This window comes from Pseudomonas sp. LBUM1651, from assembly GCF_059716135.1.
Genome location: NZ_CP166805.1, coordinates 5452497 through 5474839, shown reverse-complemented (window position 1 = coordinate 5474839; position 22343 = coordinate 5452497). Strand labels below are relative to the sequence as shown.

The 22343-nt window shown below is 55.8% G+C and carries 21 protein-coding genes; 5 read left to right on the top strand and 16 right to left on the bottom strand.

The window, feature by feature from the left end:
• Positions 1-2: 2 nt before the first annotated feature.
• Entirely contained in the window at positions 3-818 is an 816-nt protein-coding gene (locus ACA066_RS25670; protein ID WP_497697134.1) for a YfaP family protein, read from the top strand.
• A 335-nt stretch (positions 819-1153) separates the two neighbouring features.
• Positions 1154-1447, top strand: coding sequence for a hypothetical protein (locus ACA066_RS25665; protein WP_497697133.1), 294 nt, complete (start codon positions 1154-1156; stop codon positions 1445-1447).
• Positions 1448-1735: 288 nt separating this feature from the next.
• Here ACA066_RS25665 and ACA066_RS25660 read toward each other — a convergent pair whose 3' ends face one another.
• The 3 genes from ACA066_RS25660 to ACA066_RS25650 form a co-directional block, all read right to left on the bottom strand.
• Positions 1736-2431 (bottom strand): hypothetical protein, encoded by a 696-nt coding sequence (locus ACA066_RS25660; RefSeq protein WP_497697132.1) that lies wholly within the window; start codon positions 2429-2431, stop codon positions 1736-1738.
• Positions 2432-3142: 711 nt separating this feature from the next.
• Positions 3143-4111, bottom strand: coding sequence for a DUF932 domain-containing protein (locus ACA066_RS25655; RefSeq protein ID WP_497697131.1), 969 nt, complete (start codon positions 4109-4111; stop codon positions 3143-3145).
• Between the two features lie 73 nt (positions 4112-4184).
• Entirely contained in the window at positions 4185-4514 is a 330-nt protein-coding gene (locus tag ACA066_RS25650; protein WP_497697130.1) for a hypothetical protein, read from the bottom strand.
• Between the two features lie 417 nt (positions 4515-4931).
• Between ACA066_RS25650 and ACA066_RS25645 the strand changes: the two genes are divergently transcribed.
• The gene (locus tag ACA066_RS25645) at positions 4932-5162 is read left to right on the top strand and encodes a helix-turn-helix transcriptional regulator (protein WP_497697129.1); all 231 of its coding nucleotides are present in this window, start codon (positions 4932-4934) and stop codon (positions 5160-5162) included.
• 460 nt (positions 5163-5622) lie between these two features.
• On the top strand, positions 5623-6714 hold the full coding sequence (locus ACA066_RS25640; RefSeq protein WP_497697128.1) for a YagK/YfjJ domain-containing protein: 1092 nt from the start codon (positions 5623-5625) through the stop codon (positions 6712-6714).
• 3 nt (positions 6715-6717) lie between these two features.
• On the opposite strand, the gene ACA066_RS25635 is transcribed toward ACA066_RS25640, so the two are convergent.
• The 11 genes from ACA066_RS25635 to exaC form a co-directional block, all read right to left on the bottom strand.
• On the bottom strand, positions 6718-7368 hold the full coding sequence (locus ACA066_RS25635) for a hypothetical protein (protein WP_497697127.1): 651 nt from the start codon (positions 7366-7368) through the stop codon (positions 6718-6720).
• A gap of 18 nt (positions 7369-7386) precedes the next feature.
• A complete protein-coding gene (locus ACA066_RS25630; RefSeq protein ID WP_497697126.1) occupies positions 7387-8601 on the bottom strand; it encodes a tyrosine-type recombinase/integrase in 1215 nt (404 codons plus the stop codon).
• A gap of 522 nt (positions 8602-9123) precedes the next feature.
• The gene (locus tag ACA066_RS25625) at positions 9124-9876 is read right to left on the bottom strand and encodes a S24 family peptidase (protein WP_497697125.1); all 753 of its coding nucleotides are present in this window, start codon (positions 9874-9876) and stop codon (positions 9124-9126) included.
• A gap of 228 nt (positions 9877-10104) precedes the next feature.
• Positions 10105-10632 (bottom strand): inorganic diphosphatase, encoded by a 528-nt coding sequence (gene ppa, locus ACA066_RS25620; RefSeq protein WP_008052339.1) that lies wholly within the window; start codon positions 10630-10632, stop codon positions 10105-10107.
• A gap of 113 nt (positions 10633-10745) precedes the next feature.
• A complete protein-coding gene (locus ACA066_RS25615; RefSeq protein ID WP_497697124.1) occupies positions 10746-11558 on the bottom strand; it encodes a M90 family metallopeptidase in 813 nt (270 codons plus the stop codon).
• Positions 11559-11561: 3 nt separating this feature from the next.
• Entirely contained in the window at positions 11562-12218 is a 657-nt protein-coding gene (locus ACA066_RS25610; RefSeq protein WP_497697123.1) for a DedA family protein, read from the bottom strand.
• A gap of 306 nt (positions 12219-12524) precedes the next feature.
• Entirely contained in the window at positions 12525-12986 is a 462-nt protein-coding gene (locus ACA066_RS25605; protein WP_497697122.1) for a GNAT family N-acetyltransferase, read from the bottom strand.
• Positions 12987-13106: 120 nt separating this feature from the next.
• On the bottom strand, positions 13107-13931 hold the full coding sequence (gene eutC / locus ACA066_RS25600) for an ethanolamine ammonia-lyase subunit EutC (protein WP_497697121.1): 825 nt from the start codon (positions 13929-13931) through the stop codon (positions 13107-13109).
• Between the two features lie 8 nt (positions 13932-13939).
• Positions 13940-15334, bottom strand: coding sequence for an ethanolamine ammonia-lyase subunit EutB (locus ACA066_RS25595; RefSeq protein ID WP_497697120.1), 1395 nt, complete (start codon positions 15332-15334; stop codon positions 13940-13942).
• Positions 15335-15536: 202 nt separating this feature from the next.
• The gene (eat, locus tag ACA066_RS25590) at positions 15537-16907 is read right to left on the bottom strand and encodes an ethanolamine permease (RefSeq protein ID WP_497697119.1); all 1371 of its coding nucleotides are present in this window, start codon (positions 16905-16907) and stop codon (positions 15537-15539) included.
• Positions 16908-17123: 216 nt separating this feature from the next.
• Positions 17124-18644, bottom strand: a complete 1521-nt coding sequence (gene exaC / locus ACA066_RS25585; RefSeq protein ID WP_497697118.1) for an acetaldehyde dehydrogenase ExaC — start codon at positions 18642-18644, stop codon at positions 17124-17126.
• A gap of 436 nt (positions 18645-19080) precedes the next feature.
• On the opposite strand from exaC, the gene ACA066_RS25580 reads away from it, so the two are divergent.
• A complete protein-coding gene (locus tag ACA066_RS25580) occupies positions 19081-20997 on the top strand; it encodes a sigma-54-dependent Fis family transcriptional regulator (RefSeq protein ID WP_497697117.1) in 1917 nt (638 codons plus the stop codon).
• 62 nt (positions 20998-21059) lie between these two features.
• Here the strand turns inward: ACA066_RS25580 and ACA066_RS25575 are convergent, their stop codons facing one another.
• Both ACA066_RS25575 and ACA066_RS25570 read right to left on the bottom strand, forming a co-directional pair.
• Complete coding sequence (locus ACA066_RS25575; RefSeq protein WP_497697116.1) at positions 21060-21896, bottom strand: J domain-containing protein; 837 nt, start codon at positions 21894-21896, stop codon at positions 21060-21062.
• 81 nt (positions 21897-21977) lie between these two features.
• Positions 21978-22172 carry a hypothetical protein gene (locus ACA066_RS25570; RefSeq protein ID WP_497697115.1) on the bottom strand — a complete coding sequence of 65 codons (195 nt, stop codon included), beginning with the start codon at positions 22170-22172 and terminating at the stop codon, positions 21978-21980.
• Between the last annotated feature and the right edge of the window lie 171 nt (positions 22173-22343).

Below are 22343 nucleotides of genomic sequence, written 5' to 3'. Positions count from 1 at the left end.
CCATGAAACTCCGTTATCCACAGGTCCTCCTGTTCCTTTGTTCTGTTTGTGTATTGCCAACGGTTTCTGCGGCTGAAAGCGCCGTCAAACTCGACACCCCCGTCGGCGGCTGGCGCACCGGTGCGGTCGAAGGCGAAGGTGAAAACTTCCGCCAGACCGTCAACTACCCGGCTTCCTCAGTGAACACGCCGGTGGGACAGGCCAACACCGCACGCATCACCGGCGAGATCAACGCCACACCCAAGTCCACTGAACCGGGCCGATTGATCGTCAACGGCGTCAGCATGCCGCTGAAGATCGATCCCGCTGGCCGATTCGATCGACCGTTCTCGTTCCCCAACGGCAGCAACAGCGTCGAAGTGCGCAGTCCTGATGGCCAACAGCGCCATCGCACACAATTCCTCAACGCCAGTGGCGGTGCGACACCGGCCAAGTTGCGGGTGTTGCTGGCCTGGGACAGCGACGGTACGGATCTGGACTTGCACCTCATCACGCCCGATGGCGCGCACATCTGGTATGGCGATCGTGTTGTGCCGAATGGTGCTGCGCTGGATGTGGACGTGACGACGGGGTACGGCCCGGAAATCTTCGCCATGCCTGCGCCGATCAAAGGGCAGTATTTGGTGTATGTGAATTACTTTGGCGGCGGGTATCGGAGTGATGAGGAAGAGCAGGAGGATGCGGTTCAACCGCTGACGACGGCGCAGGTGACAGTGATTACGGAGGAGGGGACGCCGAACGAGAAGATGGAGACTTTTCTGGTGCCGATGCGGGCGGTGGGGGAGTTGACGTTGGTTAAGGGGTTTAGTTATCCATAATTGGTCAGCAGGCTGCTGGCGGATTCTGCCCTGTGCGACTTGATGGGGTTTGCTTTCTTTCAGGCATTAAAAAGCCGGCTTGTGGGCGGCGTTATTATTGAGTTGTGGCCTTATTTTGCTGGGCTTCTAAGCTTTCGGTAATTCTGTCCCCCCATTTGTCCCCCCATCGAAGCGGTTCGTAACGGGAGTTCGTTTGCTCATCCTATCTAGGAATTGAATGCTTCCTGCGACGCTTATGCAATCCCAGTGTCGCGGGGTTCTAGTCTCAGCGGTTGATCTAGTCAGATTAACGAGCAACACTCGGGCACCGTTAAAGCAGGTACAAGGAGGTTCTGGTGTCGATCATTCAAGAAATCTATTCGTGGTCCCAAAACCTGCCGGCCTGGCAGCAGGACGCGATTGCTCGGCTTTATGCTAATCGAACCCTAACCCAAGCAGATAAGGATGATCTGTTTGCCTTGGCCAAGGCAGCACATGGAATTGAAGATCCTGAGAATCGACAGCCCAACAAGCTCGCTGCCGGCCAAGTCGCCGCGCCTCCAGTACCTGATCGACTTGTACAAGTCGGAGCGATCAAGCAGCTTTCAAATGTTAATGCGGACGTCCGCTGCGCTGACCAGCGTGCGTAAAAACGTGTTTGTCTTCTCGTCGTAAAGCGTATCGAATATCCGTCCGATGATTATCGTTTTCTCACTAACAGCCATCCACCCGTCTCCATCTGAAATCTACGATGCGAGATGGTAGCAAGAAAGAGCTAGAGCGAGGTGGATGGTGGTAGCGAAGGTCCATAGCAGATTGCGCGAGCAATTGGTCAAGAGGGCGATATGTAGGTTGCAGCCGAGCCTGGAGGGAGGCGACGTTGTTGCCATTGCTAGCTCACCACGTCCCTCCTATGAGCATAAAGACCGATCAGGAGTCTATTTTTTCCAGAGATCATAGTCAGGATTAAGCCCGATTACATCTTCGTCGGAGTTGGAGCAGAACTCGAGATTGCAGTTGCTAGTGTCCTTTGCCATTGGCATGTACTCCGGCAAACGATCACGCGCAATCGCGTCACTGCCGCCGTCGATGGTGATGTTGCAGGCGTCACCCACAGGATCACACCAAACGTCGTAGGTGCCCTCAGACGACGGGGTTGCTTTCAAAGAAGCGGTCGCTGGTGCTACCACAGTAGTTTTCGCCATTGCGCCGCCGAAAAGTGGCCCTGTACCATTTTTGTAGCCGTAATCTGCACCATCAGCACCGGGGTATATGTAGTAGTCCTTGAAGGCCATGAACTTCAAAGATCTATTGGAATTGTTCTTTCCCAAAGCGAAGAGATTGGTTTTGCCGCGATAATTTTTTCCGCCATCCACACACTTCGAAGAGTTACATTCGATTAGATCGAAAGTTCTTTCTTCCTGCATTGAAATTTCGCCGGTTGCTTTGTTCTGGTACTTGATCACCTGTGTATCTGGCCGACTGTTGTCGGTGCAGAGGTACCAGTCTTTGAGTGCCTCGCACTTGATGATGTCTGGGGTGTTGTACTGCTGGAACTCTGGGTAAGTATCAGCATGGGCAAGGCTAGATGATATTATTGCGGCGGCTGCAAGTGTTTTGTAGAAAAGTTTCATGAGGTCCTTTATCCTAGTGGCTGTTTATTTGATTGATTTATATTTTTAATTTATTTGGTTGTCTGTCGCCGGGTGATTTGGATCGGCGAACTACCGTGCGTGCGACCGCTAGGCTAGTTGTTATGATTTTCTTTTGCTGTTGTTATCTTGGTTAAATTGCCTAAAAGACATATAGCGCTTTGCAGGGTTTACTGCTGCGGCAAATAGTATTTGGCATGTTGAATTACTATTTTTAATGGTTCTGAATGCTGGGCTTTCCCTCTCATAGGTTCCTCGTGTCTCCGAGAACTTCCCTAGACCAATCGTTTGCAGGCGGTTGATGGCAAGACCGTCGTGCTTAGATGAAAAATGGGCCGTAAATGCCATGGTGTCGTTTAGACATCATAGCGTAACGATTCTTGGCATGGGAAGAGTCTCTTCCAGCCTTGATAAAGATCATGACCTCGCACGTTTGGGGCCGCTGTACGTGCGCGCCGCACGGCGTTAGGGCTGTCCCAAGAGGTATTGGCTGATTTCGCTAAAATTGATCGATCCCACATGGGAAAAATCTAGCGTGGAGAGCGAAATGTCGCGTTCTTGAACATTTTGCGGATTGCTAAAGCGATCCAGTGCAAGCCATCCGAGCTTCTTGCCGAAGCAGGTCTTTGAAATTGCGCGCTTTAACAACGACCTCCTTGCCAGCGTAAAGCGGGCTAGGGGGCGTTGTAGTTTTTATGCTGCAAGCATTAACGCTGCCTTGAGGGCTCGTTGCTTAAGAATAGCTCCTTGGCCGAACCAAGCGGAATCCATGCGGTACTCGCTACTACGGGCCCTGCGCTCGTGATCCACGTACTCGGTCACGGCGTTGAGTAATCCCCATGCGGTTCCTTGAGCTGACTCCAGTGTCGATCCGCGTCCCTGGCCTTCATACAGGCTTTGCACCTTGCGTAGCGCCCGCTCGTTGGGTAGGACTGTCGGCAGCGGAGTCTCTGGGCTGGCGTCACACAGTACGTTCATGAAGTAGCCCAATGCCTCGTGCCATTGAACTTTACGTTCGGCCAGCGAGCGCATCCGGTACATAAAGGAGTCCCACTGGAAGACCGCGATCCCCAATTGCTTCTTTACCGCCTGAGGATCGAAACGGGTGCTGTGCGGCACCTTGATGGCGCGGGTGGTGCCATCCAAGGCAATCGCCAGAGTGTTGTTGCACACCACCCGCACGGTGGTCGGGGTGGCGGTAGTCGCTAAGGTGCCGTCGCAGGAGGTGGCCAGCAACAGATAGCCATTGACCTCGTCGTTACCTTTGAGGGCCGCCGTCTGCCCGGTACGCGCCAACGCCCAGAACTTGCGTCCACCTTTGAGCACGCCAGCCGTTTCCAGCTCGTAACCGGCCACGTCGGTGAGGTCACGATAAAATTCCAAGACCTCACGGGGCTGTACCACCTGGTAGCGCTGGGAGACGACCGACAGCGCCGCTTTGGTGTCGGAGCGATACAGGACTTTCTGTTCAGGGAAAGAATGAATAGTATCGAGCCTACCAACGGTATCGGCCTTGAAGTGAACTGGGCTTTCTTGAATCTGCCAGTTCATCCCGGCTTCACGCTGCCAGACTTCCAGTGCTTGTTTTTCAGTGAGGCGACTGCCCAGGCCATGCCAAGGCGTCGCGTTTACGTAGGCCATTGTTTCGATGAGATGAGCCATGGGTTTAATTCCTTGCAAATGAATGGAGAAGAGCGTCGTTGTCATCAACCTACGACGTCACTTTTAAATTGGCCTATTGGTTAACGCTGAAGCTGTAACCGCAATGCAAACATTGATAGTTGTGCAGAACTTTTGTATCGATCTGTTCACCCAGGGTGGCACCGGCGATTCCGCCCGCCACTCCACCAAACAGTCCACCGAGTAGTGCTCCCGCAATACTGCCAATAGCAATCCCGACAGGCCCACCAACCACGCCCAGTACTGCACCGACTTCTGCGCCCGATAGCGCTCCGGCAGCACCGCTGGCGGCACCACCTGCGGCACCAATCAGTCCTCCCGTTTGTTTGCCGATATTCTTAGTAACTACTCGTCCTGAGTTACAGCTTGGGCAAGGGGTATACATGTTCTTTCTCCATAATCCGTATTTAAAGTTGTTGGTTGTTAGAAAAAAGGCTGTGAGCCTGTTTTAACTAATTGAGGCGGAGGTTCAATTTTGTAATATGTGTTTGAAATAAATTTGAATAGACTTTTGCATCGTTGCATAAGCGAATTTATTGAAAAAAGTTTATATTCAAAATTAATATAATAAACGTGGCTGTTATTCGATTGTGATCTTTAGAGCGTGGTCGACTTGGTTCTCTAACCCTTGTGTCAGTTAGTTCTCACCAGGATGGGAGTGATGGTTGGGTTGGTTCTTATGTGTGGAAACACAGGGTGGATTTGCGGTATGTATTTTTTAACGTAAGCACCTTTCTGCACGTATCCAGGCAGACCATTTACAGTCCGCCTCGTAGCAAAATCGACTGACGAGAGGTGCACGATGGACGCAAAAGCTCACACGCAAATGAGGGTGCTTCGGTTGAAGCAGGTACAGGAACGTATTGGTTTATCGCGGTCGACTATTTATGACCGGATGAATGTTGCCTCACCTCGATACGACAGCACGTTCCCCAAACCGTTGAAGATCGGATGCTCTGCCGTTGGTTGGCTGGAGGAAAGCGTGAATGATTGGATTCGTTCAAAAGTGGCTGAGGCGAGTGTTTTACATTAGTGAGTCAGCCGATGCTTTTGACACTAACTCGACAATCTGGATAAAGAGAAAATTATCATTTTGCTTGGGGTGACTCTGGCGCGCGGGTTTTCTATTGCCTGAGTTGCCCTGTGTGGGGTGAGTGAGGGGTTCTGGATCCTTTGTTATTAGCTGTTATCTATCTCTTTATAGATCTATTGGTTACTGGTTATAGAGTTGTCAGCTGTAGCTGTCTTGACTATCGAGGTGGCAACTATAGATCATTGTCTTTAGGTTGGTAGATATAGGTTGTTATTCATTACCCGTTCCTACAATCCATTGGTAGGTAGTAATGTTGCTGGCTGTATTGTCTAGCAACAGCTGTTTGTTCGCGTAAGACAGTGAGTCTAATTAGGTGGCTATGTGTTTATCATAATTGTCACGGCATAAGCCTGTGCATCACAAGCACAGGCGTTTAGAAAAGAATGGACTGAGACTGCATATGAAAAAGAAAGAGCTTCAGTGTGTCGAAGCGGCTTTGCTGGAAAGTACGATCACGTATTTCGATGCACTTAACACTAAAGATATGGCTGTTGGAGTAGAGCGGGGTGCGGCACTAAAAATTAAAGAGATTGAATCACTGGTGAAGGAAATAGCAGCAAGTGATGAGGTTCATTTTCGTACAAAGGTGATTCGAGGGGGAATAACGTCTGTGATCAGTCAGACTGGGAGGAGGTTGTTAGTGAATATGTGGGCGCGGGAGGAGATCGAAAAGTATTATCCTATTCATGACTTTACGCCTTATGTAAAAGCATTCTTCGAGTGTGTGCAGGAGTATGCCTCCGCCTATTACTCATTTAGAAAGCTTCAACGCGAACCCACTGAAATGATGGAGTCTCTGAATAATGTCATTGAGAGGATAAGGTCTGCTGTGCGTGGAGGTGCTTTTAAAGCGAATATTAATATGCACCGAAGGCTTTCGAATAAAAACTACAAAAGTCTTCTGGCCTACATAGATGCGATTTTCGAGGGGTGTTCGCGAGTGTTGGTCTTGAGGGTGGATCTCGGTTATTCGAAATCTATTGTTCATCGGGGTTTTCGAGAAGGATTGCAGTTTGAGACTGTTAAGAATCAACGAGAGAAGCTCTTGAAAATGCTGCGACGTAAGCTGCCTTCTAAAGCTCTTTTGGGGCATGCGTGGAAATTGGAGTTTGGTCTATCTAAGGGTTTCCATTATCACTGTATGTTTTTTCTAGATGGCTCGAAGGTGCGTGAAGACGTGTCCTGGGCGAGGACTGTTGGTGAGCTCTGGGAGCGAGCTACGGAAGGGCAGGGGGTGTATTACAACTGTAATCGTACCAAGAGTAATTATCGTGCCTGTGGGATTGGTATGATCGAACACTCCGATAGAGAGAAGCGTAAGAACTTGCAGAAGGCGGCAATCTATCTGACTAAAATCGAGTATTACATGCGCATAGCAACTGAGGGGCGGGCCAGGACCTTTGGGCGTGGGGAAATGCCTAAAAGAGTCGTGAAGAAGAGGGGGCGACCTAGAAGGCTGCCCGTCAGCGTGACTGTTGAGGCTTCTATCTAGGTTTTAGCCGATGATTTCATTGACTAGGTCACGGAATCGTTCATCGGTCTTGTGCCACCGTTTGAGGGTGTTTACAAGCAGCGCTCTTGATAAGCTTATTCTTTCTCTTTCGACAAAGTCACCTAACTCGCTCTCTATTGATTGTGCCGCATGCTTTAAATCCAGCCAGCCATGTGTGGGGTTTTTTTCCCTCATGAGCGTTAAAGCGTAGTCTTTTACTGGTTGGAGTTTCGAATTGCTGGCATTGGCGGCAGTAGATGCTCTGCGATGTTTCAGTGCAGCAGGGATATCTATTTCAGCATTGTAGAAAAAATGGACAGCCGCCACTTCAGCTTTCGTACTGGCTTGCACAATCAAGGGCCAGCTTTTATTCAGGTCCCCACTGTCAAGGGTTTGCTGTGCGATTTCATTTAGGATGCATGCATAAATAAATGGATAGGTTGGATTCATTTGATCTGTAGCAATATGTGCTAGCCATTGATCTTCGAGGAGTGCCTCGCTAACGTTGCCTTTTTTAATGCTATCCCTAAGTTTTTGAGTAAAACCATCAAAGCAAGTGCTTTCTGGAATGAGGTTATATGTTGTTCGAAGGGTTTCCCATGTGTTTAAGATTAGGGCTTCTGGAGATTTATTAGCTAACTTCTCAAAAAGCATTTTTTTTCTCCGTAGGTTTTATGACTCTTCATTGTGTTTAGGTGAGGTTAGGAACTTAGCCCAGTCAATCATCAGGGCGCGCCGCCTGTCTAGAAAGTCGGAGCGGGAGTAAGCCCCTTCTGTTTGATCTCGCTCGTCGTGAGCGAGTGCCATCTCGCAAACCTCACGAGGATAATTTGTACATTCACCTGCCCAGTCACGAAAAGACGAACGAAAGCCGTGTCGGGTGATTTGTTCGTAGTCCATGCCATGCAGAAGCGTGCGTACGGCGTTTGCGTGCATAACCCCTGTCTTGCCCTGCCCTGGGAATAGAAATGGGCTTCCTTCAGCTCGTGGAATGCTCCGCACCAGTTTCACGACTTCATCAGCGAGCGGGACGATAAAAGCTACCCTCATTTTCATACGCTCATCTGGCAGAGACCAAGTGCCGGCTTCCAGATCAAACTCATCCCAACGTGCAAACCTCACCATGTGGGCGCGTGCGCTGGTCATGATTAGCAATTGAGCAGCCAAGGACGCTGGTGTGGTGTTTGCGCTGAGTTTAGCCATCAGGGTGGGTACATCCTGCCACCGCAATGCTTCAAAGTGCTCGCGCTTCCGAGCCTTCTTCTTTTCAGCACGACTCAACAGATTGTCTAAGTGGCCACGCCAGCGAGCAGGGTTCTCACCTTCGCGTAGGCCACGTGCTTTGGCTGCGTCCAGTACTTGTTCAATCTGCCCGCGTACCTCGTCGGCGGTTCTGGTTTTGGTGATCCAGATTGGTTGCAGCACTTTGAGCACCTGAGGCGTACCAATCTCTCCGGCTGACAGCTTGCCGATGTGGTCAAACGCATACAGCTCCAGCTTCCGCAGCCAGCCTTTACGCCACTTTTCTGACCAAGTGCCTCCGTGGGCCTCGCAGTATTCCTTCGCGAGTGTCTCGAACTTTAGCTGTTTTGCCTCGCTCGTTCGCTGGGCTTCAAGTTGGGCAGCGCGCTCAATGTCGCGAGCGGCTAGAGGATCTATACCATCGCTCAACTGGCTTCGTTTATTGCTCGCGTCTTGCCTGGCTTTCTTGAGACTCACCTCAGGGAATGAGCCCAAGCCCATCTCTCTGCGACGACCTGCCAGTTGAAAGCGAAGAATCCAGGATTTGCGCCCGGTTGGTTTGACGATCAAGCGAAGCCCATCGCCATCTTCATAGGTGCCGGGTTCGCTCAGGTTTTCGACTTGTTTTGGATTCAGCTTACCCATTTGTTTTCCCCTTTCGTCCCTTTGTCCCCCCACCTGTCCCCCCACCTCATCGTCGGATGAGGTCAAATGGCGTTCAACGCCATTGGACAGGGATACGCCTGAAGCGCCCGTAATAGCTAGGCTATCAGCAGGATTCTCGGATGGGATAGAATTATTTTGGACAATTAAAAAGCCGGCTTGTGGCCGGCTTCTCGGGGACTGGCTTGGTTCATTTTTGGTAAACCGCGCCAGCCTTCAAAACGTACACCCGGATCTTGCGTCCGGCTGTGGGACTCGGCGAGAAAATCATCTGCCTTGTCGGTGCGATCGGAGCCGCGGGGCGGGTCGATGCGCAAATGTGGGGCGCAGCATACTGATTTTTTTGGGGAATTCCCAGCTTGGTATGTTGAGTGGAGCTGTCGGGTGCTCGGGCCAGGTGATCGACCCTGGGATTGAGGGTGACTGTTCGGACGCCTTCGCGGGCAAGCCTCGCTCCTACAGGGATTGTGTGAGGCCTGGAAGAGGGGATTGCCCGTCGAGGTGCTACAAAAACGGCACCGGCGGCCTGCGTTTGTTCAGGGTCGACCACCAGAACACCCATCCCAGCACCCTGATGTTTTCTTCTTCGATTTGGGGAGGTCTGAAGACCTCATCCGGGTATTCGGCGCTGTTGTGGCTGCGCATGCGAATCGCATTGCCCGGTACCCGGCTCAGGTATTTGATGCGCAACATACCATCGTGTTCGATGGCATAAATCTCTCCGTCGACAATTTGCGTGAGCCCGCGATCAATGGCGACGATGGAGCCGTCTTCAATTTTTTCGGCCATGCTGTTGCCGACCATGCGGGCGCAGATGGCATCGGCGTGGTTGATTTCCAGGGAGTCGAGATTGCTACGAGGCAGGCGGATCGATTCGCTGGGGTCTTTGACGACGTGGGTTTTGTCGGAGCCGGAGGTAGTGGCTGCTTCCTTGTAAAAGGGCAGTTCGATATCGACTGGCTCGATGACCCGATAGGTGCCCCGGATCGACTGGGCGTCGAAGGTGTTGCCGGATGCATCGATCAGATGCAATTCCCTGGCGTCTTTCGGTCCTTCGCCGGTTTTCAGCCATTCGGTGTTCACGGACAGTCTTCTGGCGACATCCTCCATGCGGTAGTCGGGCACTCCGCGGGTATACCAGTTATGGACAGTTTGAGGGTCGGGAATGCCCAGGAATTCGGCAAATCTCGTTGTCGTGATTTGGAACTCTTTCAGGAGCATTCTGAATCGTGGGCCGCAGGTTTTATTCTTTTTCATAAACACGAGTCTAGCCGCGCGGCATAAGGCTTTGATTCAACAAACCGTTCAAATCTGGCGTGAAATTTAAGTCCTGATGTAAGACGTCTTTTGTAAAAATTAAACAAGAAAAACCGGTTTGCCCGCCAGTTAAACGTTCTGTTTAGGCTGATATTCAAACACGCACAAAAAACCCCGGATCAACCGGGGTTTTTTTCAAGTCGTCAGTGGCGCAAGGCCAGTGGCGTCTCAGCCTTTATAGGCAGCAACCGACTTGGTGATCGCGTCGCGGGCGGCGTCTGCACCAGCCCAGCCTTCGATCTTCACCCATTTGCCTTTTTCGAGATCTTTGTAGTTCGCGAAGAAGTGCTCGATCTGCTGAATCAGCAGGGGTGGCAGGTCGGTGTATTCCTTCACGTCGACGTACAGCTGGGACAGCTTGTCGTGTGGGACTGCGATGACTTTGGCATCGCCGCCGCCGTCGTCGGTCATGTTCAGGATGCCGACCGGACGGGCGCGGATCACGGAGCCTGGGGCAACCGGGTAAGGGGTCACGACCAGAACGTCGAGGGGATCACCGTCGTCAGCCAGGGTGTTCGGGATGTAACCGTAGTTGGCCGGGTAGAACATCGGGGTGGCCATGAAACGGTCAACGAACAGGCAATCGCTGTCTTTGTCGATTTCGTATTTGATCGGCGCGTGGTTGGCCGGAATCTCGATCGCGACGTAGATGTCGTTCGGCAGGTCTTTGCCAGCCGGAATCTTGCTGTAGCTCATTGGGCGGTGCCCCCGTTAGTTGACCAAAAACACTTGGCCGGATTGACCAAAAAGTGGCGGCGATTATAGGCATATTCCGCCGTTGATGCCACGTACCAAGGGTCGTAGAGACCTTAGTCGCGTGCCTGATAGACCGGGTCTTCGGCCAGAAGTTGCCGCAGCCGGGTCAACGAGTCTTGCCGGTAAAACAGCTTCAGCTGTTCATACACCTGAGGATACGCCTCGTGCAGCAAATCCGGGGCGCTGAAGAAGTATTCACTGGTAACCGCAAAAAACTCGGCGGGGTTTTCCGCGGCGTAGGGGTCGATGGCGGTTTCGGCGTCCGGGTTGCGCTCCAGTTGTCGGTCGAGGTCGTCGTAGGCCTCTTGCATGACCCTGGCCCAGTCGCTGACGCGCATGTCGGCGTGCAGCGGCGGCAGGCCATTGGCGTCGCCATTGAGCATGTCGAGTTTGTGCGCGAGTTCGTGGATCACCAGGTTGTAGCCTTCCCAGCCGCCGCTGGCCATCACGCCGGGCCAGGCGAGGATGATCGGGCCTTGCTGCCAGGCCTCACCGCTGTGTTCGCCGTCCCACTCGTGCTCCACGCCGCTGGCGTCGCGATGGCGCTGCGGGCTGAGGAAGTCGTCGGGGTAGAGGACGATTTCGTGAAAACCCTGATACCAGTTCAGATCGCCCAGGTTCAGCAAGGGCAATTGCGCCTGGGCGGCGAGCAGCAAGCGCTGCTCCTGATGGAGTTCGACGCCGGGCAGGGCGGTCAGGTGTTTGTCTTCGAGAAACAGCACACTGGCTTCGCGCAGCCACTGGTCTTCAGCGGCGCTGATGCCGTCGAGAAAACTCAGGTGATGGCGGACCCGCTGCCACATGTCGTCGGCAATCGGGTGTCTGGCCAGGATGCGCCGGCGACGCCAGGCGCTGAGCGACCACATCGCTCAGCGTGGTTCGGCTTTGGACGCGTTGCTGCCGAAGCGGCTGCGGACCACACCGATGATCATCGGCACCAGCGACAGCAGGATGATGCCGACCACCAGCAGCGACAGGTTTTGCTTGATGAACGGTACGTTGCCGAAGAAGTAACCGAGGGTCACCAGGCCGCCCACCCAAAGGATGGTGCCAAGAACGCTGAAGGCAAAGAAACGCGGATAAGGCATTTTCCCCACGCCGGCGACGAACGGTGCAAAGGTGCGGATGATCGGCAGGAAACGCGCCAGGGTCACGGTTTTACCACCGTGTTTGTCGTAGAAATCGTGGGTTTGCTGCAGGTAGTCGCGACGGAAGATTTTCGAGTTCGGGTTGCTGAACAGACGCTCGCCCGCCGTTCGTCCGATGATGTAGTTGGTGCTGTCGCCGAGGATCGCCGCGAGCATCAGTAAACCGCCCAGCAGCACGGGGTCCATGCCGCCACCGGCCGCTACGGCGCCCGCAATAAACAGCAAGGAATCACCCGGCAGGAAGGGCATCACCACCAGGCCGGTTTCGCAGAAAATCACCAGAAACAGAATGGCGTAGATCCATGGCCCGTAGTTGTTTACCAGCAAGTCGAGGTAAACATCGAGATGCAGGATAAGGTCGAGCGGGTTGAAATCCATGGGGGCACCTGTGGTGACGGCCCGACTCGGCAGGCCTGTGCGGATGACTTCGCGTAAGGCTACAGACGGGTGTAGTTTTTCTTACAAGCCGGAAAGGTCGCCATTATACGGGCTGACAAGTGAAAAGCGCGTCGAGTTTGTAGCGGGGGATGTCGTGCAAGACCGGCGGTGGGCGCGGTTTTTTGTAGGAGCAGCCGGTCGACGCTCGATTGCTCGCGATGAACCTGAGAACCCCGCGGGGAGTCAGGCTGTCAGCGTTATCGTTGACGACCATCGCGAGCAAGCTCGCTCCTACAGGTATCCTATTCAAAGCTCGTCGCTGATCGGCAACACGTAGTTCTTGAACTCGGTGTCTTCCTTGAACCCGATGGATTCGTAGGTTTTCTGGGCGATTTCGTTGTTGCTGCTGGTGGATACGCGCATGCGCACGGCATTGGTTTCCTTGGCCATTTTTTTTGCGGTGCGCATCAGGTTGTCGGCGACCAACTGACGGCGGGCGTCTTCAGCGACATAGATGTCATTGAGGATCCACACGCGTTTAAGCGAAAGCGACGAGAAGCTCGGGTACAGCTGACAGAAACCCATCAGCTTCTTGTCGTCGTCATCGGCCAGGGCCAGGTAGATCACCGATTCCTTGCGGCGCAGGCGTTTCTCGAGGAACGCCCGGGACGAGTCCGGATACGGCAGGGAACCATAAAACTCGCGATATTTGACGAACAACGGGGTCAGCAGGTCCAGATGTTCGAGGGTCGCTTGAATAATCCGCATCGGTAGGTCTCGTCTTCAAGTGGCTGTCTTCACGTGCTTTGACGGCGAACGGTTCTTCACTCGGGCAGCCGTGTTTCGATCCTGCCTGAAATCGAATCAGAAACGCAATGCGGAAACGGTTCAGGTCTTCGGTGAATTCAGTAGGAAATTACCTTTCATGTCCGCTCCTGAGTCCGACTCCAGCGTCTGAAGCTGCGCTTCGTCCTTAAGGTTTACCCCCGACAGCTGCCGCCGACAGGCTTCACGCATCAGATAAAGCAAGCGGTGTGCCGCCATGCCATAACTCAAGCCTTCCAGTCGCACATTGGAGATGCAGTTGCGGTAAGCATCCGTCAGGCCGACCTTTGGATTGTAGGTGAAATATAAACCCAGGCTGTCTGGCGAGCTGAGCCCAGGGCGTTCGCCGATCAGGATCACCACCATTTTTGCGCCCAGCAGCTCACCGATTTCATCGGCCACCGCGACCCGGCCTTGCTCTACCAGAATCACTGGCGAAACCGTCCAGCCATCGACTTCGATCTGCTCTCGCATGCGCGCAAGGAAGGGCACAGTGTGGCGGTGCACAGCCAGTGCCGACAAACCATCGGCCACGACAATCACCAGATCGACGCCGCCGGGATGGGCTGAAGCATGGTTGCGCAGGATTTGCGCGGACTCATCGCTCAATTTCCGCCCCAAGTCAGGGCGCTGCAAATAACTGTCCCTGTTTGTGGCGGCGCTGTGCAGGAGCACACTTTCGTATCCGCACTCGGCCAACTGCGCGCTGAGCCCGGCATGGTCGAATGGCAGGTGCACTGCGTCCCGAGCCTGGGCGTGCGCGTACTGGAAATCCAGCTGTGCGCTGGTCGGCATGCTGGTGCCCGTGCGGCCAAGGGCAATCCGCGCCGGGGTCAGGCGCCGTAGTTGCAGCAATGGGTTTTCTGCATCAACAGGCGGTTTATCCATTTCGGCACTCATCCCAGTTGCCCCATCGCCTGGCGGAAGGCGGGCGGCAGACGGTCACCGAAATGAATCTTGCCGTCTGCCTGGGTGAAAATGCCCATTTTTGCCAGCCACTGTTCGAACTCCGGCGCCGGCTTCAGGCCCAGGGTTTGTCGGGCATAGAGCGCGTCGTGGAACGAGGTGGTCTGGTAATTGAGCATGATGTCGTCGGAACCGGGGATGCCCATGATGAAGTTGATCCCGGCCACGCCCAGCAGGGTCAGCAGGGTGTCCATGTCGTCCTGATCGGCTTCGGCGTGATTGGTGTAACAGATGTCGCAGCCCATCGGCACGCCCAGCAATTTGCCGCAGAAGTGGTCTTCCAGACCGGCACGGATGATCTGTTTACCGTTGTAGAGGTACTCCGGGCCGATGAATCCTACAACCGTGTTCACCAGAAACGGTTTGAAATGTCGCGCCACTGCGTAGGCGCGGGTTTCGCAGGTCTGTTGATCGAGGCCGTGGTGGGCGTTGGCTGACAGGGCGCTGCCCTGGCCGGTCTCGAAATACATCAGGTTTTGCCCCAATGTGCCGCGATTCAGGCTCAAACCGGCGTCGTAACCTTCCCGCAACACGTTCAGGTTGATGCCGAAGCTGGCATTGGCCGCTTCGGTACCGGCGATCGACTGGAACACCAGGTCCAGCGGAACGCCGCGATTGATCGCTTCGATGGACGTGGTGACGTGGGTTAACACGCAGGCCTGTGTAGGAATCTCATAGCGCTGGATGATCGCGTCGAGCATTTCCAGCATCGCGCAAATCGAGGCAATGCTGTCGGTGGCCGGGTTGATGCCGATCATCGCGTCGCCGTTGCCGTACAACAGACCGTCGAGAATGCTCGCGGCGATGCCGGCCGGTTCGTCGGTGGGATGGTTGGGTTGCAGGCGTGTGGATAAGCGTCCGCGCAGGCCCATGGTGCCGCGAAATTGCGTGACCACGCGGATTTTCTGCGCGACCAGCACCAGGTCCTGCACGCGCATGATTTTCGACACGGCCGCGGCCATTTCCGGCGTCAGTCCGGGGGCGAGGGCGCGCAGGCTCTGTTCGTCGGCGGCATCGCTGAGCAGCCAGTCGCGGAAACCGCCGACAGTCAGATGGCTGACCGCGGCGAAGGCTTGTTTGTCGTGGGTGTCGATGATCAGACGGGTGACTTCATCGGCCTCATAGGGAATCAGCACTTCCTGCAGGAAATGAGTCAGCGGGATATCAGCCAGGGCCATTTGCGCGGCCACACGCTCGCCATCGTTGAGGGCGGCGACGCCGGCCAGAAAATCGCCGGAGCGCGCCGGGCTGGCCTTGGCCATGACCTCTTTGAGGCTGGCGAAGCGATAGGTCTGGGCGCCGACGGAATGGGCAAATGTGGCCATGGGACGGTGTCCTCCTGATGTGTAGAAGTCTTGATAACCCTGACATCCCCTTGTGGGAGCCAGCCTGCTGGCGATTGCAGTGTGTCATTCAAAATCTATGCTGACTGTCAGACCGCAATCGCCAGCAGGCTGGCTCCCACAGGGGAACTGCGTGCACTTCAATATGGCAGGCGCCGGGCATATGGCCCGGCGCCGGTGCAACTCAGACGCCTTCGAGCATCGCATCCGCCGGCGCATCGAAGCGCTGCTTGGCGGTCAGTTGGAAATACAGGTAACCGGCCGCCATGAACCCGAGGAACACACAGCCGATCAGCGGGTTGAACCACGCCATCGCCCCCAGGCACACCACTGCCAGAAACAGCGCAATACCCGGGACGATCGGATAGCCCGGCGCGCGGAAGCTGCGTTCCAGGTTCGGCTCGGTTTTACGCAGTTTGAACAGGCTCAGCATACTGATGATGTACATTACGATGGCGCCGAATACCGACATGGTGATCATTGCCGCCGTCAGGGTCATGCCCTGCAGGTTGACCACGCCGTCGCTGTAGATCGCCGCGATGCCGATCACGCCGCCGGCCAGAATGGCCCGGTGCGGGGTCTGGAAGCGCGACAGTTTGGCCAGCGAGCGAGGCAGGTAACCGGCACGAGCCAGGGCGAAGAACTGACGCGAGTAACCGAGAATGATCCCGTGGAAACTCGCCACCAGACCGAACAGGCCGATCCAGACCAGCATGTGCATCCAGGTCGAATTGTTGCCGACCACGGCTTTCATCGCCTGAGGCAGCGGGTCGTTGATGTTCGACAGTTGGCGCCAGTCACCCACGCCGCCCGCCATCACCATCACGCCGATCGCGAGGAACACCAGAGTTAGAATGCCGCTGACGTAAGCCCTGGGAATTGTGCGTTTCGGGTCCTTGGCTTCTTCGGCCGCCATCGCCGCGCCTTCAATCGCAAGGAAAAACCAGATCGCAAAGGGGATCGCCGCAAAGATGCCAGGGATCGAGCCCATGGTGAACTCGTTGGCGCCCGACCAGCCGTTAAGCGCGAAATTACTGAAGCTGAAGCCCGGCGCAACGACGCCCATGAACACCAGCAATTCGGCGACGGCCAGGACCGTGACCACCAGTTCAAACGTCGCGGCAATGCTGACGCCGAGAATATTCAGGGTCATGAAGATGAAGTAAGCACCAACTGCTGCGAGCTTGGGATCAAGCTCCGGGTACTGCACGTTGAGATACGCACCAATGGCCATGGCAATCGCCGGGGGCGCAAAGACAAACTCGATCAGGGTGGCGATGCCGGCGATGAGTCCGCCTTTTTCGCCAAAGGCCCGTCGGCTGTAGGCAAACGGCCCGCCAGCGTGGGGAATGGCGGTGGTCAATTCGGTGAAACTGAAGATGAAACAGGTGTACATCGTCGCCACCATCAGCGCGGTGACGAGAAAACCCAGGGTCCCTGCGGTGCCCCAGCCGTAACTCCAGCCGAAGTATTCGCCGGAGATCACCAGGCCGACGGCAATGCCCCATAAGTGCAGGGTGCCGAGTGTGGGTTTGAGCTGTGTGGAAGAAGTCATAAGTCCTCGCTGTCTTTTTTATTGTTTGATCTGTTGGACTGTCGGGAACTGCATTTACCTGTAGAGCGGGCACGCAAAGCCCGTGCCAGAGCGGCAGGGCGATGTTTGGTGTGTCATTGAGGGCGCCTTCGCTGGCAAGCCATGCTCCTACAGGTACGGCAGATCCTGTAGGAGCCGAGCTTGCTCGCGATAGCCGTTACGCGGTATCGCGTTGAGTTAGAAGAACCCCAACGGATTGATGTCGTAGCTCACCAGCAGGTTTTTGGTCTGCTGATAGTGGTCGAGCATCATTTTGTGGGTTTCACGACCGACGCCGGACTTTTTGTAACCGCCGAACGCGGCATGCGCCGGGTACAGGTGGTAGCAGTTGGTCCACACGCGACCGGCCTTGATGGCGCGGCCCATGCGATAGGCGCGGTTGATGTCGCGGGTCCAGAGGCCGGCACCCAGGCCGAACTCGGTGTCGTTGGCGATGGCCAGGGCTTCGGCTTCGTCCTTGAACGTGGTGATGCTCACCACCGGGCCAAAGATTTCTTCCTGGAACACGCGCATTTTGTTGGTGCCCTTGAGCAGGGTCGGCTGGATGTAATACCCGGTCGCCAGACTGCCCTCGAGTTTTTCGATCTTGCCGCCAGTCAGCAGTTCGGCGCCTTCGCCCTTGGCGATTTCCAGGTACGAAAGGATTTTGTCGAACTGTTGCTCGGACGCCTGGGCGCCGACCATGGTGTCGGTGTCCAGCGGGTCGCCACGTTTGATTTGCAGGACTTTGTTCATGACCACTTTCATGAACTCGTCGTAGATCGACTCTTGCACCAGGGCGCGGGAAGGGCAGGTGCAGACTTCACCCTGGTTGAAGAACGCGAGTACCAGGCCTTCAGCGGCTTTCTCGATGAAGGTCGGTTCGGCTTGCATGATGTCTTCGAAGAAGATGTTCGGCGATTTGCCACCCAGCTCCACGGTGGACGGAATGATGTTTTCGGCGGCGCACTTCATGATGTGCGAGCCTACCGGGGTCGAGCCGGTGAAGGCGATCTTGGCAATGCGTTTGCTGGTGGCCAGAGCCTCGCCGGCCTCTTTGCCGAAGCCTTGCACCACGTTCAGCACGCCCGGCGGCAGCAGGTCGCCGATCAGCTCCATCAGCACGGTAATGCCCAGCGGGGTTTGCTCGGCAGGCTTCAGGACCACGCAGTTACCGGCAGCCAGGGCCGGGGCGAGTTTCCACGCGGCCATCAGGATCGGGAAGTTCCACGGAATGATCTGCCCGACCACGCCCAGTGGTTCATGGATGTGATAGGCCACGGTGTTGCCATCGATCTCGGCGGCGCTGCCTTCCTGGGCGCGGATGCAACCGGCGAAGTAGCGGAAATGGTCCGCGGCCAATGGGATGTCGGCGTTGAGCGTTTCACGCACGGCTTTGCCGTTGTCCCAGGATTCGGTGATTGCCAGGACTTCCAGGTTCTGTTCGATGCGGTCGGCGATTTTAAGCAGCACCAGCGAGCGCGCCTGGGCGGACGTGGCGCCCCAAGCGTCGGCAGCGGCGTGGGCAGCGTCCAGGGCCTTGTCGATGTCTTCGGCCGTGGAACGCGGGAATTCGGCAATCGGTTGGCCATTCACTGGCGAGGTATTGGTGAAGTACTGACCTTTGACAGGCGCGACGAACTCGCCGCCGATGTAGTTACCGTATTTGCTCTTGAACGAAACGATAGCGCCTTCAGTACCGGGGTGAGCGTAACGCATGGTGATTTCTCCTTGGCTTTTTGTGCTTATAAGGGAGAGCGCTTGTGCGCTTGCTATAAGCGTAGAGCAAAGGTCGGGCCACTGCCTTGCAGGTCAGGTAAATCAAGGCCTTGCGCAATTTTTGTCGGACGGGCGGGCGGCGCCTGTGACGCTTTCGGTACGGTGCCAGTGACACTTTGTACCGCTTGTGGCACAGCGTGTGACCGGGCGGTCTTGCCAGCATTGCAATGAAGGCTAGGCTGGAGGATGCTCGGAGCCCATATGACACAGTCATAGCGATCTACGCACCTTAGATGGCTGCTGCATAACCTGTAGGAGCTGAGCTTGCTCGCGATGACGCCTGTACAGCCAACATCAACGTTGAATGTAAGGACGCCATCGCGAGAAAGCTCAGCTCCTACAGGGGGTGTAAACCGCTCGGGGAGAATAATAAGAAATGCACGACAACCATTTGAGTCGCCATGCCCAGCAAGTGCTGACCGTGACCCAGGGCAAATCCCACCTGCACGGGCCCGGCAGCGATCCGTCCATTGCCCGGTCCTGGCTGCGTTGTCTTGAGGACTATCACCTCGACCCGGCCCTGACCATGGCGCCGACGGTGCTGGAGCATGGCCGCGTCCTTGAAAGCCGCGAACGCTTGCAGCAAGTGCTGCACATCGCCGGCAACGAAATGAGCAGCCTGCATCAGCAACTCTCCGGCGCCGGCCATGCGGTGCTTCTGACCGATGCGCGCGGGGTGATCCTCAACTGCGTGACCGCGCCCGCCGAGCGGAAGATTTTCGAGCGCGCCGGCCTCTGGCTCGGTGCCGACTGGAGCGAAGCCTGCGAAGGCACCAACGGCATCGGCACCTGCCTGGTGGAGCGTCAGTCGCTGACCATTCACCAGGACGAACACTTTCGCGGCCGCCACACCGGCCTGACCTGCTCGGCGAGCCCGGTGTTCGACCCGCATGGCGAGCTGCTGGCGGTGCTCGACGTGTCCTCGGCACGTCACGAGGTCTCGCGGCAAAGTCAGTTCCACACTATGGCGCTGGTCAATCTGTCGGCGAAGATGATCGAGAGCTGCTATTTCCTGCGTTACTTCGACAATCAGTGGTTGCTGCGTTTTCACCTGCAGGCTGAGTCCGTCGGGCTGTTCAGCGAAGGGTTGCTGGCGTTCGACGGGGAAGGGCGGATCTGTGCCGTCAACCAGAGTGCGCTCAACCTGCTGGGGCATGTTCGCGGCGGACTGCTGGGCAAACCGGTCGAAGCGTTTTTCGACTGCTCGCTGGACGAGTTGCTGGGCCGCGCGAGTGCGAATGCCAGCGCCAGTTGGCCGTTGCGCACCCGTGACGGGCGAAGTCTGTTTGCCGTGTTGCGCGGTCAGCCGCGCAGTATTCCAGTGCCCGTGGCACCTGCTTCGGTGATTGCCGGGCCGTCGCGGTTGTCGGGCATTTGTCTGGGCGATGCAGGGTTGCAGGAAGATTTTCGCAAGTCTCTGCGCGTCTTCGAGCGGGACGTACCGCTGCTGATCAACGGCGAAACCGGGTCCGGCAAAGAGGCCTTCGCCAAAGCCGTGCATCAGGCCAGTCAGCGGGCTGAAAAGGCCTTCGTCGCGCTCAACTGCGCGGCTATCCCCGAAAGCCTGATCGAGAGCGAACTGTTCGGTTATCGCGGCGGCAGCTTCACCGGTGCGCGCAAGGAAGGCATGCGCGGCAAGTTGCAGCAGGCCGATGGCGGGACCTTGTTTCTCGATGAAATCGGCGACATGCCGCTGGCATTGCAGACCCGGCTGTTAAGAGTGCTGGAGGATCGGCAAGTGGTGCCGATTGGCGGTGAACCGGAGTCGGTCAACGTGCGGATCATCAGTGCCACTCACCGTAATTTGCTGGAGCGGGTGCAGGACGGCAGCTTCCGCGAGGATTTGTACTACCGGCTAAATGGTCTGGAAATCGCACTGCCGGCGTTGCGCGAGCGCAGTGACAAATCACAGTTGCTCGATTTTCTCCTGGCGGAAGAGGCGGGCGGGGAGACGGTGCTGATTGATGAACCGGCACGCCAGGCGTTGCTGGGGTTTGCCTGGCCCGGAAATGTCCGGCAGTTGCGCAATGTGTTGCGCACGTTGGCGGCGTTGTGTGACGGCGGGCGGATCGGGCTGGAGGATTTGCCGGCGATGATTCGGCAGGCCCGGCCGGCGGTGGTGGCGTTAGCAGTTGAGTGCGCGTCCGAACATCCACTGGATGATGCCGAGCGGCTGGCGCTGCTCAATGCGCTGGAGCAGCAGCGTTGGCACATGACTAACACTGCCGAACAGCTGGGTGTCAGCCGCAATACGCTTTACAGGAAACTGCGTAAACACGGCATCGCCCGCTAGTTCAGGGCGCTGCGCCTATTACACCGACGCACATGCCCAGCCACCGCTTGAACGGCTGCCGTTTAACGAAAGAGATCGTCCGGGACATCACCGAAGAATTCGTCTTCAAGGTCCATGGCTTTGTGATGCTCCCTTTGCTCCTTGAGCCAGGCTTTCAAGGCCTTGGGGGCCTCTTGTAGTTCCTGAGTCAGGTTTTTCAGGTATTCGGTATCGGTGATTAATCGGTTGAGCTGATGCTGGTACTGGCTCGCCAGGTTTTGAGGCGTGAGCCGATCGAATGGGCCGAGGTCGAACTGGTCCCTGAACGTCAGTTCCAGACAGAGTGTTTCCTGCTGTAGCTCCTCGAGCTGTTCAGTCAGCACTTGGTTGTAGTGTTTGAGTCTGTCGGCGGAGAGTGAGTTGATGGTGTCGGTGTCGATATGCTCGACTTCCAGCTGAAGATGCAGCAGTTCAAGCAGGTTACGTTCGCTGTAGGCATGGTTGACGCGTTGCATCAATGCGGTCTTGCGTTCGCGTTCGACGGGGTCGCTCTCCCGGTCCGGGTGAAGGGCGCTGGCCAGTTTGCGATAGACCTCACGCACCGATTGGCTGGCCTGGGCGGCCTCTTTCTCTTCGCGCAGTTGACGGGCGGTTTTTTTCTGCGGTTTGCGCTGATGCGCCGCTTGCTCGGCCTGAAGCTGTTCATGCATCTTTTGGGCGATGGCGTCAGGGGATTTCATATCGAAATCTTCACCCAGTTCGACACCGAATATCTCATGCAGCCCCTGTTTGAACAGTTGGTCTTCTTCGTGCTGGTCTGTGTCGAAGTCACGCCCGCTATGCTTGTTGTGCAACGCTTTCAAGGTATCGTCATCGTCCTCCATCAGCGAAACGGCAAGCTCGCAGATTTCCTGACTCAATGTCTTGCGTTCGGCCTTCGAGAGCTTGATTCGTCCACTGAGAGCGTCCAGCAGGTGCAGAAACTCAAGGCTGCATGCGTGCTATGAATCGAGCCCGGGCCTGAATTCAGTGCTCCAGCGCTCCATATAAAGAGGAACGGCAGCTTCCCATGCCTGCAGCGTCTGCCGCTGCTTTTCGATTTTCTTGATAAGCCCATTGAATTTTCGCTGCCCGGCGGAGAGTTTCTTCGTCCCAGGCGCGGGGGCGATGCTCAGCTGATAGTCAGTGTTTTTCATGGCGTGATTCCGAGCATCAATGAGAGAAATAACATTATCAAGGACACCACTTATCAGGCAGATTGCTGCTTTGTGTGGCTATATTCCGGGTATTTGTTTTATCGAAGTTGCGCGGACGGAATCTTCCAGCACCTCAATGTGGCAGTCAAACACCAGGTGCGAATTTCCCCT